A 16,756-nucleotide genomic window follows, 5' to 3' on the forward strand; every position below is an offset into this window, starting at 1 on the left:
CCGTCCCGTCGGCTTATGGAAACGGCAAGCTCCGCTTCACGGCGGATACCGCTTCGCGGCCCGGCGGGGTGATGGTCTATCTGCTGACCCGCTGACCATGTCGTGAAATTGATTGGTAAAATACGGAAGGTGCGCTATATTAATGATCTTATTTGGGAATTTCATTGAAATGAAACACGCTTCTTCCGGAATGACCGCCCAGGCCTGGCGGGCGGCATTCGTGGTTTCGCTGCCGGTGCTGATGGGATATACGACGATGGGCGCCGCTTTCGGCATCCTGCTCAACCGGATCGGCTACGGGCCGTGGTGGGCTTTGTTCATGTGCGTGACGATCCTTTCCGGCAGCCTGCAGTTCGCGGCGGTCGGGATGATCGCCGGTTCCATGTCGCTGGCCGAAACCGCGGTGATGTCGCTGCTGATCAATATCCGCTACTCCGTCTACGGCATCGCGCTGATCGAAGCCTTCCGCAAATGCGGCTTGAAGCGGTTCTACATGATCTTCGCATTGACCGACGAAACTTACGCGCTGCAGGTACAGGATGAGCGTCCTGAAGGCGTGGACCGGGGAACGTTCATGTTCCTGATCGGTCTTCTCGACCATCTCTACTGGATTGCGGGAGGCGTGGCCGGTGCGTTTGCCGGTTCGATGCTGACCTTCAACACCCGAGGGATCGACTTTGCGATGACCGCGCTGTTTCTGGTGATCCTGACTGAACAGTGCATGGAAAAAAGAAACCGGATTCCGGCTGTGATCGGAGCCGGAGCCACGCTGGGGGCGATGCTGGCATTCGGTGCCGCCAATATGCTGATGCCGGCGATGCTCCTGATCATCGGCATCCTGCTGGTGCTGCGCCGCCGTCTTGACGCGGCGGAAACCGGAGCGGCACGGGAAACGGAGGCGGCGCTGTGACCGGTACGGTACATGTATTCTGGATGATCGTGGTGATGGCGGCGGTGACCTTCCTGATCCGGGCGTTCCCGTTTATGCTGTTCGGGCGCGCCCAAAGGCCGCCGGAGATGGTGCTTTACCTCGGACGGGTGATTTCTCCGGCCGCGATTGCGATGCTGGTGGTCTACTGCGTCAAGGAGGTCTCCGTCGCGGAGTTCCCGTTCGGCCTGCCGGAGCTGATCGCGGGAGCCGTGGTGGTGGGACTGCATGTCTGGCGCAAAAATCCGCTGCTCTCGATCTGTTCCGGAACGGCGGTCTACATGGTGCTGATTCAGAAGCTCTTTGTCTGAACGGCCGGCAATGTGCACGGGAACCGGGTGCCCTGTTCCCGTGCGCCGCCGCCGTCAGTCAAGCGGCTGAATCTTTTTCGGATCTTCCGGCACGGAAACCGGCAGTTCCATCGGCGTATTTTTCGCTTCGTTGATGTCCTGCGGCAGCACCGGTGTGTTCCGTATGATCTGCTCGTTCTGTTTCTTTTGTTTCTTCTCTTCCATGATGATGTTCTCCTCTTTTTGCTCCGCTTGATTGCGGTTCTCCATCATTCAATATAGCGGCTGAAGAAAATTTGTCAAATTCCGAGCGGCCTTCCGGGGATTCCGGCAAAAAAATCGCGTGCGACAGGAATGTTACTCCTGCGCACGCGATTGGGGAACTTGTACTTTATTCGGGGAGCTGGCCCTCTTCGAGACCGAGCGGGAGCGGGGCAGGGCGCTCGCAGCTAGTGGTCAATTCCACCTTGGCGCCGAGCTTGCTCGATTTGTCGAAGGAGAGCATGATCTCCAGCACATGGTTGGCGAGTGCGCCGCTGGCGCGGTGCGGCCGGCCGCTCTGGAGGGCGTTGGCCATGTCGGCGGCGCCGATGCTGCGGCTGTTTTCGGTGTAGCCGAACGCCAGCGGAACATCCTTCCAATCCTCATAGCCGGGGCGGAACAGCCGGACCGGACCGCCGAACGTATTCGGGTCCGGCACCTGCAGCGAACCTTCGGTACCGTAGATTTCGATCGGGGCATGGCCGTGCTTGTAGACGTCGAAGCTGGCGATCACGGTGATCACCGCGCCGGAGACGAACTCCACGACGCCGGTCAGGTGGGTGGTCACGTTGACCGGATACTTGTCATAGGGCTTGTACTGGGCCTGATACTGTTCCGCGACTTCCGCGCCGAAGGTGCGGTAGTCGAAGCCCTTGGTGGTCACGGCGGTCACGCTCTTGGCGGGACCGAGCATATTGACCAGCGCGGTCATGTAGTAGGGGCCGAGATCGAGCATCGGACCCGCGCCGTAATCGTAAAAGAACGGAGCCTGGCCCCACTTCTCCGGGCCGCGTCCCATCACGATCGCGGTGCCGCAGAGCGGTTTGCCGATCCAGCCGTCGTCGATCATCTTGCGGGCGGTCTGCTGGCCGCCGCCGAGGAAGGTGTCCGGGGCGCAGCCGACGCGGAGCCCTTTTTTCTGCGCCAGCGCCACGACCTTGGCCGCATCGTCGGCATCGACGCCGAACGGCTTTTCGGAATAGGCGTGCTTGCCTGCGTTGAGGGTGTCCATCGCGATCTTGGAGTGGACCTGCGGCGGAGTGAGGTTGAGCACGATTTCGATTTCCGGAATCGCGAACAGCTCGTCGTTGGTCATATTCGGCACGCCGTGCGCTTCGAACTTGGCCTTGGAGCGCTCCGGGATGATATCCGAGCAGGCGACGACTTCGATATTGGTGAATTTCTTGGACGCATTGAAATACGTCTCACTGATCATTCCGCATCCGACGATGCCGATCTTGGTCTTTTTCATTTCAGTTTCCCGATTGCGGTCAGTTACTTGTTGCCTTTGGCGAGGCCGTTTTCGACCATGTATTTATAGCTCTGCTCGATCGCGGTATTCATGTCGATATTGCAGTAGTCGAGCTCAACCACGATGGTTTCGACCTGTTCCGGCGCGGCGGCGACCAGATCCTTGATCGGCAGGTCGCCGGTGCCGAGCGGCATCAGGTCGACCTTGCGGTCGAGGATGCCGTTGACCATCGCCTTGCCGCCGACGTTCTGCTTGACCTTGCCGTCCTTCATGTGGATCAGGATGGTGTCGTCGGCGAACTTCTTGAGCATCTCGACCGGATCTTCGGTGCCGAGGTTGGTGGACCAGAAGCAGTCGATCTCATACTTGACTTTCGGGCAGAGTTCGCGGTAGATCTCATACTTGAGCTTGCCGTCGATGCGCTGGAACTCGAAATCGTGGTTGTGCTGGAAAAGGGTGAAGCCGTTGCGTTCGGCGATTTCAATCATATAGTTGGTGTCGTCAGCGGTGCGCTTGATCGAATCCATGTCTTTGAAGTCATCCGGGCCGTAGCCGCAGACGATCTTGTCAAGGCCGATGATATGGGCGAGGTCCATTGCTTCGCCGATGGAGTTGCGGCGGGCCCACGGAGAATGCGAGGAGTACATCTTCAAGCCGAGGTCGGCGATGATCTTCACGAATTCGGAGGGACGGATGTTCCAGAAGCCGGCGGGCTCCACGCCCATATAGCCGATGTCGGCAACCCGTTTCAGGACGCCGAGGAAATCCTTGCTGGCGGCTTCGCGAAGCGAATACAACTGGACGGACAACGGTTTCAACATAATGATTTTCTCCTTGTTTAAGGTACTGTTGTCTTGACTGAAAGTATCCAACTCCAATTATTATAGCCGGATGCGTCGAAATAACAATTGACAAAAAATATTATTTATTGACCAGAGATACAAAAAAATGCTTCCGTGGGAAAAACAATATGCGATCCATGCGCCAGGAAGCAGGCGGCGGACTGGCGATTTGACCTTTGAAGATTTTGCAGTAAGTTATTTCAGGTGACGGCAAACGGAATGAAGGAGGAAGATTTATGAAAGTGATTATTGTAGGCGGCGTTGCCGCAGGAGCGGGCGCCGCGGCCCGGTTGCGGCGGCTGGATGAGCAGGCGGAAATCATTCTGCTGGAGCGCGGAAGCTATATCTCATTTGCCAACTGCGGTCTGCCCTACCATCTGGGCGGAGTGATCCCGGAACGGGATTCGCTGCTGGTGATGACGCCGGAACGGTTCCGGGCGCGTTTCGCCGTCGATGTGCGCGTGGAAAACGAGGCGGTTGCGATCGACCGGGAAGCCAGGCGGATTACCGTGCGCAAGGCGGACGGCTCCGCCTATCAGGAAAGCTACGACCGGCTGCTGCTGGCGACCGGTTCGTCGCCGCTCCGGATGGAACTGCCCGGCGGCGACGATCCGGCCATCCATCAACTGTGGACCATCCCGGATATGGACCGGATTCTGGCGGGAGTCGGGAAGGGGGCGAAACGGGCATTGGTGGTCGGCGCGGGCTTCATCGGGCTCGAAGTCGCGGAGAATCTGCGTCACCGCGGCCTTGAAGTGACCGTGGTTGAACTGGCTCCTCAGGTGCTGCCGACGGTGGATAAGGAGATGAGCGTACCGCTTGCCGCCGAACTGGCGGAGCTGGGGATCACGCTGGAACTCGGCCACAAGGTGGTCGCCTTCCGGCGCGACGGCGCACTGTTTGCGAAACTGGAGGACGGTCGGGAGCTGGAGGCGGATTTCGCGGTCATGAGCGTCGGAGTCCGTCCAAATTCGGAGCTGGCGAAAGCGGCGGGGCTGGAACTCGGGCCGCGCGGACATATTGTGACGGATGAGTTCCTGCGCACCTCCGATCCGGCGATTTACGCGGCGGGAGACGTGGTGGAGGTGGCCGATCCGGTCACGGGCGGCAGGACCGCGATTCCGCTGGCCGGCCCCGCCAACAAGCAGGGGCGGATCGCGGCGGACAATCTCGCGGGGCGTTCCAGCCGTTATCCGGGGAGTTTCGGCGCGGCCATTTTGAAAATCGGTTCGCTGGCGGCGGGCAGCGTCGGCCTGACCGAACGGCGGCTGACGCAGTTGAAGCTGGATTACCGTAAGATTTACCTGCACGCGGCTTCATCGGCCGGATATTATCCGGGCGGGGCCATGCTGGATATGAAATTGCTGTTCGCGCCGGATGGGAAAATTCTCGGCGCGCAGATTGTCGGCCGCAAGGGGGTGGACAAAAGGATCGACGTGATCACGACCGCGATGCGCGACGGCGTGGCCGCGCCCGCGCTGGCGGAACTGGAACTGGCCTATGCGCCGCCGTTCAACACCGCGAAGGACCCGGTGAACCTCGCCGGGATGATCGCCGGGAACGTGCTGGACGGGACCAGCCGCATCCTGCACGCCGACGCGGTTCCGGCGGAAATGTTCCTGCTGGATGTGCGGGAGGTCGCCGAGTTTGAAAACGGCACGATTCCGGGCGCGGTGAACATTCCGCTCGGCGAACTGCGCACCCGGCTGGGCGAGCTCGACCAAAGCCGTCCGCTCGCGGTGTTCTGCCGGGTCGGACAGCGCGGCTATGTGGCGGAACGGATTCTGCGGCAGCACGGCTTTGACGTATACAACCTCTCCGGCGGCTACCTGACGTGGCAGCAGTTCCACGCCGAAACCCCGAAGCCGGTCCGGACGGTTGCCGCGCCGGAAGCTCCGGCAAATGACTCCGGCGAAGCGGAAGTCGTGGATGCCCGCGCCCTCGCGTGCCCCGGACCGGTGGTGCGGCTGAAGCAGAAAGTCGATGCGCTGGAGCCGGGCGGGGCGGTGAAGCTGCTGGCGCCGCTCTCCTTCGCACCGGATCTGGCCGGATGGATTCAGTCGAGCGGCAACACGTTGGTCAGCTTGGAAAAGAAGGAGGAGTTTCTGGAGGCGGTCATCCGCAAGGCCGGCGCGGGAAATGTCGCCGCCGCCGCGGAAACTCCGGGCAGGCACGGCTGCTCGATGGTGCTGTTCAGCAACGACCTCGACAAGGCGATGGCGGCGCTGATCATCGCGTGCGGCATGGCCGCTTCCGGGGCGAAGGTCGGCATCTTCTTCACCTTCTGGGGCTTGAGCGTGCTGCGGAAAAATCCGGCTCCCGCGGTCGAAAAGACGCTGGTGGCGAAACTCTTCGGCTGGATGCTGCCGAAGGGCGCCCGGAAACTTTCGCTTTCCAAAATGAATATGGGCGGCATGGGAACCGCGATGATGAAGCACGTGATGGCCGGGCAGCACGTGACGACGCTGCCGGAGCTGCTCCGGCAGGCTCGCGAACTCGGTGTGCGTTTCGTCGCCTGTGAGATGGCGATGGACGTGATGGGCATCACCCGTGAGGAGCTGATCGAGGTGGATGAGGTCGCCGGAGTGGCCAGTTTCGTCGCGATGGCGAAACACAGCAACAACACGCTGTTCATCTGACCGGGCGGTTGCAGTGTCGCGCTTCCGGGGGTATATTATGGGGAATCGTCAACAGTAAACTGCAAGATGAAACCATGAAATTCTATACCGCCGGCCGGGACGCGATGGCGAAGCTCGGCCTGGAAATCACGCCGGAGATGGAACGGGTCGAGCCGACTTATCCGGTCTATCTGAACGATTATTATCTCGGCTTGATCGATCCGGCCGACTGGCGCAACGATCCGATCGCGCGCCAGTCGCTGCCCGATCCGCAGGAGCTCGCCGACCTGTCGAGCAGCTACGATCCGCTGGCCGAAGAGGAACAGATGCCGACGCCGCACCTGATCCACCGGTTCGTGGACCGGGTGGTGCTGCTGGCGACGGGGCGGTGCGCGATGCGCTGCCGTTTCTGCTTCCGCAAGCGGGCGTGGACCAGCGGCATGGAACTGGCGGACCTCTCAGACGAACAGTTGGCCGGAGCCGTGGGGTATCTGACCGCCCATCCCGCCGTCAAAGAGGTGCTGATTTCGGGCGGCGACCCGCTGATGCTGCCTTTCGGGCGGCTGAAAGCGATCGTCGATGCGGTTGCTGCGGTTCCGTCAATTCAGGTGATCCGGATCGGCAGCCGGATGCCGGTGGTCTGGCCGGAGCGGGTTACGGCGGAGATCGCGGAATACTTCGGCTCGATTCCGGGCCTCTGGTTCGCGACGCATTTCAACCATCCGCGCGAGGTGACGCCCGAGGCGGCGGCGGCCTGCGGCAGGCTGGTCCGGGCCGGAGTGCCGGTGGTGAATCAGTCGGTGCTGCTGAAGGGAGTCAACGACGATGCGGAACTGCTCGAAGAACTTTTCCGCAAACTGGTTGCGATCCGGGTGAAGCCGCATTACCTCTTTCATGTCGATCCGGTGCGGGGGGTGCGCCACTTCGCGACCGGTGTGGAAAAGGGCCTGCAGATTCTGCGCGCATTCCGCCCCCGGCTCTCGTCGCTGGCGGTGCCGACCTTCGCGATCGACCTCCCCGAAGGGGGAGGCAAGGTTGCGCTCCAGCCGGAGTACGGCAAAGACGGCGAATATTCCGATATTTTTGAACAAAAACGGATTAAATACGAAACCGGACTTTAAAAAAGCCGTTTCCGGTGTATATTAATGGCTTCGCATTTTAATATGTGGCGCCGGCATGGGTCGGCCGAATGCGAAAACGGAGCGACGACTCCGCCGTTTTTACTCTTGCCGGTTTCCGGGCGGTGCGTCGCGTAAGACAACTTTGTCATGCACTATGCGCCCTTTCGTGAAGTTCGCCTGCTGTATTGGATCGAGTTGTAATTTGTGATACGGTAGGCGGCATGAAAGGTTTTTCAATGAGCGATCTTGACAATTTTCGTAAACTCGGTGTGTCCGAAGAGGTGCTGGAGGCGTTGCGCGCCAAGGGGTTTGAAGCTCCAAGCCCGATTCAGGCCCTGACGATTCCCAAACTCCTCGAAGGCGCGGTCGACCTGATCGGCCAGGCGCAGACCGGCACCGGCAAAACCGCCGCGTTCGGCATCCCGGTCATCGAGCTGTGCGAGGGGGGCGGCAAAAAGCCTCAGGCGCTGATCCTCTCGCCGACCCGCGAACTGAGCATTCAGATCGCGGAGGAGCTGAACTCCCTGAAGGGAAAGCGCAAGCTGCGGATCGCCCCGTTCTACGGCGGCCAGATGATCGAGATCCAACTGCAGCGGCTGCGCGACGGTATCGATGTGGTGATCGGTACGCCGGGGCGGATCATGGACCTGATGGAGCGCGGCAAGCTGGATTTCTCCGAACTCAAGTTCGCGGTGCTGGATGAAGCCGATGAAATGCTCGACATGGGCTTCGTCGAGGATATCGAAAAGATTCTGGGCGCGACCAATTCCGACAAGCGCATGTTGATGTTTTCGGCCACGATGCCGCCGGAAATCCTGAAGATCGCCGAGCGGTTCATGCGCAGCTACGAAACCGTCCGCGCCGAAAGCGCGCAGCTCAACACCGAGCTCACCGAACAGATTTACTTCGAGGTGCGCCGCGAGGACAAGTTTGAGGCGCTCTCCCGGATCATCGATGTGGAGCAGGACCTCTATGCGCTGGTCTTCTGCCGCACCCGCAATGATGTGGATGAGCTTGTGGAAAAGCTCAAGCTGCGCGGCCACCGGGTCGAAGCCCTGCACGGAGACATCGCGCAGATGCAGCGGACCCGCGTGATCAACCAGTTCAAGGACAAGAAGTTCAAGATTCTGATCGCCACCGACGTCGCCGCGCGCGGCATCGATGTGAACGATCTGACACACGTGATCAACTATTCGATGCCCCAGGGAACCGAAACCTATGTCCACCGGATCGGCCGTACCGGCCGCGCCGGCAAGAACGGCACGGCGATCACTTTCGTAACCCCCGCCGAATACCGCAAGCTCACGATGATCCAGCGCGAGGCGCATACCGAAATCCGCCGCGAGGAACTGCCGCAGGGGCGCGATATCGTGGAGATGAAAAAACAGCATTTCTCCGAACAGCTTTCCGAGGCGATTTCGGCGGGACAGCATCAGGAGTACCTCGACTTTGCCGACGAGCTGATCGAAAAGACCGGCAACGCTTCCGCCGCCCTTGCCGCGATGCTGCAGCTCCGGTTCAAGGGGGAGCTGCTGCCGCAGAGCTATGTCGAAATCGGCAGAAAACGCGACCGCAAAACGTGGGAAAGCTCCGCCGACGACCACGGGTCGACCCGGCTTTTCATCGGCGTCGGCAAACTGGACGGCTTCGGCGCGGTGAAGATGCTCGACCTGATCTGGGAAAAAGCGCGGATCAAAAAATACCGGATCGGCAAGATAGACTGTTATGACAGATTCTCCTTCGTCAATGTGAACTTCGAAGACGCCGAAGCTATCATCGACGCTTTCCGGCGCGGCGGTCCCAAAGTCCAGCTTGCGGCGGAGCGTCCGAGTGATGAACAGAATGCCGGTCCGGCGGAACGCCCCAACCGGTCCGTTCCCGTCCGGCGCAGCCGTGAAGAACATGCGGAACGTCCGGAACGCCGTACCTATACGCGCCGTTCCGCCGAAACCGCTTCGGCGGAACGCCCGATGCGCCGAAGCAAGCCGGAAACTCCCGCGACCGCAAAGAAGCCGGTTTCCGACAAGAAACGCCGCCTGACCGATTGGGTCGAAAAGATTTCGAGCGATATCGAACTCAAGGAAAAGAAGGCGAAGCGTTCCAAAAAGTCCGAGAAATAAATCTCATCAGACGGAACCGGGTGATCCGGGAATTTCGCTCCAGAGGAGCGAAATTCCCGGTCAATCAGTCGAGAATGCAGGCCGCACCGGTGCGTTGGCAGCTTCGGGCGGTGTATTCGTGCAATTCGATCCGGATGCCGTCCGGGTCGGTGGTCCACGCCTGATAACTGTGATCTTTGCCCATCGTCCGCGCGGTGACTTCGGCGCCGACCGCTTTCAGGGTTTCCGCAGTCTCTTCGATGGAATCGACTTCGAGGCAGAGGTGGCCGAAAGAACAGTTTTCCGCCGGAGGCTGCTGGCCGTCGGCCTTGAAGAATTCCAGGAAATTCTGTCCGCCGAGCTTCAAATAGAAACCGACCAATTGGCCGTCGCGCAGAAATTCAAATCCCGGTTTGCAGCCCAGTCCTTCACAATAGAAACGGCGGGCCGCCGCCAGATCGCGGGTACGAATGCAGATATGAGCGATTCCAGTTACCATGATGATGACTCCCTTGGTTGTGAGAAAGCTACCATAGCATCGGAACGGCGTGATTGCAAGCCGTGAATCACTTCCAGGCTTCCGAGAAATTTCTGTCCTTGAAAAGGTCGGCAAGCCCGCCGACCTGCGAAAGGCGCAGGACCTCATCCGGGTCCATCCCGAGGTTCTTGGCGATTTTGGCGTCGCTCCAGTTGCGCCGCTTCAGTTCCAGCACGATTTTGCTCATCTCCTGAATCTGATGTTTGCCGCGGGCGCGGTTGTGACGCACGGTGGAGGCGATCCGGTCGTTCCGGTCCTGCTCGTGGCGGTTGACCACAACACAAGGCAGGTGAGTGAGACCGAGCTTTTTGCCGACCTGAAACCGGTGAAAGCCGTCAACCACCTCGAACCGCTCATCCTGCCGTAGCCAGACCACGATCGGCTGGGTGAATCCGTCCTGGCGGATCGACAGTTCCAGCAGTCTCATCTCCGGCGGCGCGACCACGTTGGGGTTGTAGTCGTTCGCCTCGATCAGCTCCACCGGAATCCAGTAGACCTGCGATACCGGGTGATAAAAGGCCCATTGCGGAGCGGTTTCAAATTGCTTCAGATCAAATTCCATTTTTCTCTCCTCATCTTCATCAGTTCGCAATATTTTTGATAAGCGGCCGTCTTGGTCGGTGCAAAACAGAGCATCCGGCACCAGTAGTCGTTCTTCAGGATGCACTTGCAGATGCGGCGCCAGCTCGGGACGTCGCGGGAGCCGGTATCTTTGGGCTGTTCGTCCGGAATGCCGCCGGGCAGGTTTCCCTTGGTCGTCCACCAGTGCAGATAGACGGCGATCTTGTTGCGGTAGTGCTCGGCGGTGGTCTGCGGCATGGAGTTCAGCAGCAGTTTGGCGAAACTCTCCCAGGTGTGATTGTCCGGTTTGGTGATCCGGTGGTTGCCGAGGATGATGCCGCGTTCCCGGGCATAGACGGAGCCGAAATTCGCGCCGTTGACCCGGGCGACCATCCGCCCCCACGTATCCGGTTCGATCACCTGATAGTAGTCGAGCGCCTGCCGCTGCTCATTGCCGAACGGCTCGCAGATCCGCATTTTTCCGAGCGGGATTCCCGCCTGATAGAAACGGTCGTAGAGCCGGTTGTAGCATTTCCCGTACCGGCCGCAGTAGGTCCAGATATCTTCGGTGGACCAGTCGTAAATCGGATAGGCGTTGTACAGCCGGGTGCCGCAGCGGGTGGTCCAGCGCCGGTTCTGGTAGGTCTGCTTGTTGCGGTTGGCCGCGATCGTGGTCCACCGGTTCAGCGATTCGTCCGTGCGGATGCCTACGAAACAGGCGGTCGGCACATTGCCGGAATACCATCGCCCGAATGCGGGGACAAACTCCTCGAAGGTCATCGCATAGCGGTAAAAGGGAAAGTACGAACCGTCCTTGATCGAGATATCGGGCTTTTCGCGGATCCACTCCTTGCCGTTTTCCCACGCGATCCATTCCGGTTCAAAGACGCTGACCGCGTTCACGGTTTTCAGGGGGACGCAGCACCAGTAGGGTTCCGCCACGTCGCTGTAGAGCGCCAGCATCTCCCGGACGTGGTCGATGGTAAGCCGGTACTGGCACTCCCAGTCGATGAACAGCACTCCGAATTTCCGGCCGATGCGCCGGGCTTCTTCGGCACACAGATGGAACATCACCGTACTGTCTTTCCCTCCGGAAAAAGAGACATAGACCTTGGGAAAGTTCTCGAAAATGGCGCTGATCCTCGCCCGTGCCCCAGTCAGAACATGATAACCCAGATATGTTTTACGTCCAGCCATGTGATTTCCCTTACCGATTCGGGATGCTTCAAGTTGTCATCGTTTCGTCCTTCGTCTCCTGCTCCCGCAGGCGGCCGCGCGTGTTTTCCGCAAAGGGAACGCCGTCGGAAGCGAACTGCAGCGCTTGCCGCAGCTTGTCCATGGTGACCGGCTTATATAGAATACCGGCAAAATTTCGGTTGAGTTTCGGAGTCAGCTGAATATCGGCGGTGACTGCGATAACCGGAATGCCGGCTGTTGCCGGAAGCTGCTTGAGCTTGTCCACCAATTCGTCCCCATTCATATCCGGCATCCACAGGTCGGTCAGGATCATGCAGGGCTTTTCCCGGGCCGCGAGTTCGAGCGCCTGCGGGCCCGAGGTGCAGCCGAGGTAAGGAACATGCAGTTTATCCAGCATCGCGCCGAGCACCTTGAGATTCATAACCACATCGTCGACAAGCAGAACTTTGGCGGAAAGCACGGGAGAGTCCTTTTCCGACTCCGGGAGCGAGGCGGGGACGGCCTGGCTCCGCCGGTATTCAACTCCCGGCAGCACGATCCGGAAAGTGCTGCCGTGTTCCGGCTCGCTGGTCACTTCGATGGAACCGCCCATGCGGGCCACCAGACGCTGTGAAATGGCCAGTCCGAGACCGGTGCCTTCATAATCGCGGGTGTGATGTTGGCGGAACGGGTCGAAAAGCTGCCGGACCGTTTCCGGCGACATCCCGATGCCGGTATCGGAAACCTTCAGAATCAGCGTGCCGAAATGGTCGTTGACTGTTTCAAAAGCGGCTTCGAGCAGCACGCCTCCCGTTTCCGTGAACTTGAACGCGTTTCCCAGCAGGTTGACCAGCACCTGACGCAGCCGCTTGCGGTCGAATTTCAAATGCGGCATGGCCGGCGGCACCGTTACCGTCAGGCTGAGTTTCCGGGTCCTGGCAGTATGAGTGAAGATTGCGGAAACCGTCTGCAGGAACTCCTGCGGATCGAGCAACTCCGGGATGATGTCCATCTTGCCGGCTTCCAGCTTGGAGAGATCCAGAATGTCGTTGATCAGTTCCAGCAGCGTGGCGCCGGCGACGTTGATCGCCCGGAGCGCATTCTGCTGTTCCTGATCCGGCATGGGGCCGCTCTGGAGCAGTTCGGAGAAGCCGATTACGGCATTCAGCGGAGTCCGCAGCTCGTGGCTCATCGTGGCCAGGAAATAGCTCTTGGCACGGTCGGCGGCCTGCGCCGCCTCCATCGTTTCGGTTAATTTCTTCTGCCGCTGGTTGAGCTGGGTAATCTCCACCGCGTTTTCAAGCACATAGGTGAATTTCCCGTTGGAATCGAACAGCGGTTTGGTCAGAATCATGTAATCATGACCGGCTACGCAGACCTGGCGTTGCTGCGGCTGAAGCGTTTCAATGGTGCGGCGGACGGGACAGTAATCCGGGACCTGCGGCTGCTTGCAGAAAATCCGGTAGCAGGGGAGGTCCGAACTGTTTTCGACCGCCTGGTAAGCCGAATAGGCGGCCCGGTTGGCCCTGATCAGGTTCAAGTTCGGATCGAAAAGCAGAATCGGTGTGTTGATGTTGTCGAAGATCTGCTGCCGTTCATATTCGCTTTTCCGCAACTGCTGCTTGTTGGATTCATGTTCCAGATAGATTTCGATGATATGCGCGGCGGCGGTGATGATATTTTTTTCGATATTGGAGAAACGGCACTCCTTCCGGATAAAATCGAAACCGATGAAGCCCCACAGCCGGCGCTGAAAACGTACCCCGGAGAGCATAATGGATTGAACTCCCTGATCGAGAAGCGTTTTTCGTATTTCGCGCAAAGTTTCGGGCTGATCGCTTAAATTCAGGTTGGAAGAATAGATAAGCCGCTGCGCGTTGAATTCCTCCCGCCAGCCGGATTGGCAATCGGCGGAGAAGTTGTGAAGCTGCGGCGGAACCGCCGCAACCTCCTTATGGCTCCAGTCGCAGGTGACGGAGCCGGGATTGCCCTCCTCGTCATATTCGCAGAGGTAACAGCGGTCCGCTCCGGTCCGTCGGCCGATGATCTCCAGAATGGCGCGGACGGACGAGGAACCCGCCTGCAGCAGCAGCCGTTCCAGGCAATTGTTGATCACCTCCTGCTGTTCCAGATAGATTTTCAGCTCTTCGTTCAGGCGCCGGCGCTCTTCGTCAAGCCGTCTTTCCTCGGTCATATCGACGCTCAGGCGCAGCAGGAGCGGCGTGTCCTGAGTACGGCGGATCAAAGAAAAGAATGTTTTCAAAATGCGGATTTCGCCGTTGGGACAGCGATATTCCTCCTGGAGCGCCAAGGTGCCGGCGCGGCAGGCCTGTTCCAGCATCTGCCGGTTGGAGAAGAGGCGATCCGGTTCCCGCTCCAGCTCGGCGTCGTTGCGGCCGATTGCGCGGATTGTCGGTATGCCGCTGAGCTCCTCCACTGCCCGGTTCCAGATGATGTACCGGAAATCGTTGGAGACATCCATTACCGCGACATAGGCCGGCAGGTTGTCCACCAGTGTGCGCAGCAGCAGATCGGTATTCTGATAAGCCAGTTCATTACGGCGGCCGGAAGTGATTTCCCGGATGATTCCGAAATATTCGCGTTCCGCCTTGCCGTCCGGCAGCAGCTCGCTTTTCACGCGCATCTCGAAATAACGGCGTTTGCCGGAGTAATCGGAGGAGTATTCCAGATGGATTTCATCAGTTTCACCGGAGAGCAGCCGTTCCCAGCCCTGATAAAAACCGGAGACGTATTCCGCAGTCAGCCAGCGTTCCGGAAGAAGCGGGACTCCGTTTTCACGCGGCCAGAAGCGGCCTGTCTGAAAGGTGCCCTTCGGATTGCCGTCGGGGCCGCAGTGAAAGTAGGTCATCTCCGCGATCTGAAGGGCCGTATTGAGGAGGCTGTTCTGCATTTGCAGCATATCGCGCCTGCGGTACTCCTCGGTAACGTCCCGGAATACCAGCACCGCGCCGGTGATCCTGCCGGAATGGTCGCGGATGGGGGCGGCGCTGTCCGCGATATGCCGGCAGGTGCCGTCTTTGGCGATCAGGTCGGTGTGGTTGGCAAGCTCCACGATCTTCCCGGAAGCGAGCGCGCGGGAAACCGGGGAGGAGACCCGTTTCCGGTTCAGGTAGCTGATGATGTGGAAAACGTCATCCAGCTTGCGCCCGACCAGTTCGTCCGGCGAATAGCCGGTCAGCGATGCCGCGACCGGATTGACCATCGTGACGGTTTCGCTGCAATCGGTGGCGATTACGCCGTCGCCGATGGACTGCAGGGTGATCCGCAGCTGTTCTTCCGCCTCCTGCGCCTCCCGGCGCGCCAGATAGAGGTCGTGGACGTCGGAGGAAACACGCAGCACGGTGGGAACGCCGAAAAGTTCGGCCGGAAGCCGACGGAAAATCGCTTTATGGCGGCGTCCCTGCAACTCGTATTCCCGGGTTTGAATTTCGCCGGTCTCAAGGACTTCGCGGAGAGTCTGGCGGAAAAGTTCGACGAGTTCCGGCCGGAACTCTTCATGCGGATCGTTCCCGACGCCGAGCTGATCGAAGTTTTCTCCGGACCGGAAGTAGTAAATCCTGTCGGTCTCGTCCGCGACTACCACCCGTACCGGCAACGCGCGGAAAACGGCCTGTTCCGTCCTGCTTTTGAGGCGGCTGATCTGCAGGTAAATCAGCAGCGAGGCGAACAGCGTGAAGAGGCCGCCGCCGAGAACGAGCAATTCCGTCTGGTAACGGGTCCAGAAGGGCGGGGGCGTGTTCAAAAACTGCGTATCGGCGGGAAATTGCTTCGCTTTGAGGCCCATGTCCGTCAGCGTCGGCCAGTCGAAGACCGGTGCCGACGAACCGGGAAGGATCGGAATTGAGTCGGCTTTTTCCCCGAGCAGCACCTGTTCCGCCAGCCCCGCGGCCTCCCTGCCGTGCGTCGTGCCGACGGTTACGAAACCGCCGGGAACTCCGGGCGCGGGCGGCAGATTCATTGTGGTAAACACCGGCACCGGCGCCGCCTTAAAAATCTTATCGTTGATCAGCCGGAATGATCCTGTATTTTCTTCGAGGCTGCTGCGCCAGTTGGTGAAGATAATAAAGGAATCCGGGGGAAGCCCCGCAATCTTCTGCAGCAGCTGTTCATCCGTATAATCGTCGCCGTGCAGATATAAAAATTCAACCCCCTGAATTTCGCGGAGCAGCCGGGGCAGATTCCGGTGGATTGCCCGGCCGGTCATGCTTCCGTCGGTGATGATTGCGATCCGGCGCGTCCCCGGCAGCAATCGCAGGCCGAGCTTCACATTGGGCAGGATATTGCTCGGCTGCTCCAGGCCGGTCAGATTGGCATTGGGGTCGCGGCGGAGCGGCTGCCAGTGGACGTAGCCGCAGAAAACAAACGGAAGCTGCCCGGAGATATCGCGATGATGTTCCTGAATCAGTTCCACCGCGCAGTTGTCTGCGGCGACGACCAGATCGTAATTGCCGGTCTTGAGACTGCGGATTGTGGCGCTGATATCCCGGGGGGACGGCAGCAGATCGGGCGTGCGCAGCACGTCCAGTTCAATCACGTCGATCTTGACCGGATAATTGACGTGCTGGAAATATTCCCGGAAACCGGTGATCACGTCGTTGGTCCACTTGTAGGAAGCGTTGTAGGAGGTCACGTAGAGCAGGCGTTTGACTTCGCGTGAAGCGCCCTGCCGGGCCTCCGCCGCTGAAACGGAAAGGCAACACCAAAGCATACACCCTAAATACAGAGATCTTATCGCACTTCTCATACCGCCCCGTCAATAGGATTTAATATTGCCTTAATAAGAACGATTAACAGTGTCCGGAGGTTGAAATATTGCTTGCTTTTTTAAGTGAAAATTTCCTGGACTACTCTAGAATATAACTTATATCCGGCTACTTTGCAACCGCGGAGGATCGGATTTGCGTCTATTTTATTTTCAGATCGGCACCGAAATCCGATACGGCGCCGATCTGTTGTTATTGTCCCAAATTTTGTGAAACACACTTGTAGTTTCCAACGCCGATAACGACGTTGCCGATAATTTGCATACGTTTTTGCCAGTAGTCCTCC

At 59.3% G+C, this 16,756-nt stretch carries 12 protein-coding genes; 5 read left to right on the forward strand and 7 right to left on the reverse strand.

The annotated features are described in order from the left end of the window. Positions 1 to 169: 169 nt before the first annotated feature. Complete coding sequence (locus C8D82_RS19825; RefSeq protein ID WP_207776203.1) at positions 170 to 910, forward strand: AzlC family ABC transporter permease; 741 nt, start codon at positions 170 to 172, stop codon at positions 908 to 910. Continuing rightward, the gene (locus C8D82_RS19830) at positions 907 to 1,239 is read left to right on the forward strand and encodes a branched-chain amino acid transporter permease (protein ID WP_207776204.1); all 333 of its coding nucleotides are present in this window, start codon (positions 907 to 909) and stop codon (positions 1,237 to 1,239) included. The genes C8D82_RS19825 and C8D82_RS19830 overlap by 4 nt, the downstream gene beginning before the upstream one ends. A 54-nt stretch (positions 1,240 to 1,293) precedes the next feature. Here C8D82_RS19830 and C8D82_RS21435 read toward each other — a convergent pair whose 3' ends face one another. The 3 genes from C8D82_RS21435 to C8D82_RS19845 form a co-directional block, all read right to left on the reverse strand. Continuing rightward, positions 1,294 to 1,443 (reverse strand): hypothetical protein, encoded by a 150-nt coding sequence (locus C8D82_RS21435; RefSeq protein ID WP_165833224.1) that lies wholly within the window; start codon positions 1,441 to 1,443, stop codon positions 1,294 to 1,296. Between the two features lie 166 nt (positions 1,444 to 1,609). After that, positions 1,610 to 2,731 carry a Gfo/Idh/MocA family protein gene (locus C8D82_RS19840; RefSeq protein ID WP_116886032.1) on the reverse strand — a complete coding sequence of 374 codons (1,122 nt, stop codon included), beginning with the start codon at positions 2,729 to 2,731 and terminating at the stop codon, positions 1,610 to 1,612. Positions 2,732 to 2,754: 23 nt separating this feature from the next. Beyond that, positions 2,755 to 3,552 (reverse strand): sugar phosphate isomerase/epimerase family protein, encoded by a 798-nt coding sequence (locus C8D82_RS19845; RefSeq protein ID WP_116886033.1) that lies wholly within the window; start codon positions 3,550 to 3,552, stop codon positions 2,755 to 2,757. 257 nt (positions 3,553 to 3,809) lie between these two features. Between C8D82_RS19845 and C8D82_RS19850 the strand changes: the two genes are divergently transcribed. The 3 genes from C8D82_RS19850 (at position 3,810) to C8D82_RS19860 (ending at position 9,432) form a co-directional block, all read left to right on the forward strand. Beyond that, entirely contained in the window at positions 3,810 to 6,212 is a 2,403-nt protein-coding gene (locus C8D82_RS19850) for an FAD-dependent oxidoreductase (RefSeq protein ID WP_116886034.1), read from the forward strand. A gap of 74 nt (positions 6,213 to 6,286) precedes the next feature. Next, positions 6,287 to 7,312, forward strand: a complete 1,026-nt coding sequence (locus C8D82_RS19855) for a KamA family radical SAM protein (protein WP_116886035.1) — start codon at positions 6,287 to 6,289, stop codon at positions 7,310 to 7,312. Positions 7,313 to 7,548: 236 nt separating this feature from the next. After that, positions 7,549 to 9,432 (forward strand): DEAD/DEAH box helicase, encoded by a 1,884-nt coding sequence (locus tag C8D82_RS19860; protein WP_116886042.1) that lies wholly within the window; start codon positions 7,549 to 7,551, stop codon positions 9,430 to 9,432. 64 nt (positions 9,433 to 9,496) lie between these two features. On the opposite strand, the gene C8D82_RS19865 is transcribed toward C8D82_RS19860, so the two are convergent. From C8D82_RS19865 to C8D82_RS19880, 4 genes are all read right to left on the reverse strand, one after another. Next, on the reverse strand, positions 9,497 to 9,910 hold the full coding sequence (locus C8D82_RS19865; protein ID WP_165833225.1) for a VOC family protein: 414 nt from the start codon (positions 9,908 to 9,910) through the stop codon (positions 9,497 to 9,499). Positions 9,911 to 9,977: 67 nt separating this feature from the next. Next, on the reverse strand, positions 9,978 to 10,511 hold the full coding sequence (locus tag C8D82_RS19870) for an IbrB-like domain-containing protein (protein ID WP_116886037.1): 534 nt from the start codon (positions 10,509 to 10,511) through the stop codon (positions 9,978 to 9,980). After that, positions 10,496 to 11,707, reverse strand: coding sequence for a phosphoadenosine phosphosulfate reductase (locus tag C8D82_RS19875; protein ID WP_116886038.1), 1,212 nt, complete (start codon positions 11,705 to 11,707; stop codon positions 10,496 to 10,498). The genes C8D82_RS19870 and C8D82_RS19875 overlap by 16 nt, the downstream gene beginning before the upstream one ends. Before the next feature lie 28 nt (positions 11,708 to 11,735). After that, a complete protein-coding gene (locus C8D82_RS19880; protein WP_165833226.1) occupies positions 11,736 to 16,415 on the reverse strand; it encodes a PAS domain-containing protein in 4,680 nt (1,559 codons plus the stop codon). Positions 16,416 to 16,756: the final 341 nt, after the last annotated feature.

This window comes from Victivallis vadensis, from assembly GCF_003096415.1.
GTDB lineage: Bacteria > Verrucomicrobiota > Lentisphaeria > Victivallales > Victivallaceae > Victivallis > Victivallis vadensis.

Coding starts and splice junctions, on each gene's coding strand:
- C8D82_RS19855 (WP_116886035.1), top strand. CDS start 6,287: ATGAAATTCTATACCGCCGGCCGGGACGCGATGGCGAAGCTCGGCCTG.
- C8D82_RS19850 (WP_116886034.1), top strand. CDS start 3,810: ATGAAAGTGATTATTGTAGGCGGCGTTGCCGCAGGAGCGGGCGCCGCG.
- C8D82_RS19870 (WP_116886037.1), bottom strand. CDS start 10,511: ATGGAATTTGATCTGAAGCAATTTGAAACCGCTCCGCAATGGGCCTTT.
- C8D82_RS19865 (WP_165833225.1), bottom strand. CDS start 9,910: ATGGTAACTGGAATCGCTCATATCTGCATTCGTACCCGCGATCTGGCG.
- C8D82_RS19825 (WP_207776203.1), top strand. CDS start 170: ATGAAACACGCTTCTTCCGGAATGACCGCCCAGGCCTGGCGGGCGGCA.
- C8D82_RS19875 (WP_116886038.1), bottom strand. CDS start 11,707: ATGGCTGGACGTAAAACATATCTGGGTTATCATGTTCTGACTGGGGCA.
- C8D82_RS21435 (WP_165833224.1), bottom strand. CDS start 1,443: ATGGAAGAGAAGAAACAAAAGAAACAGAACGAGCAGATCATACGGAAC.
- C8D82_RS19840 (WP_116886032.1), bottom strand. CDS start 2,731: ATGAAAAAGACCAAGATCGGCATCGTCGGATGCGGAATGATCAGTGAG.
- C8D82_RS19860 (WP_116886042.1), top strand. CDS start 7,549: ATGAGCGATCTTGACAATTTTCGTAAACTCGGTGTGTCCGAAGAGGTG.
- C8D82_RS19845 (WP_116886033.1), bottom strand. CDS start 3,552: ATGTTGAAACCGTTGTCCGTCCAGTTGTATTCGCTTCGCGAAGCCGCC.
- C8D82_RS19880 (WP_165833226.1), bottom strand. CDS start 16,415: ATGCTTTGGTGTTGCCTTTCCGTTTCAGCGGCGGAGGCCCGGCAGGGC.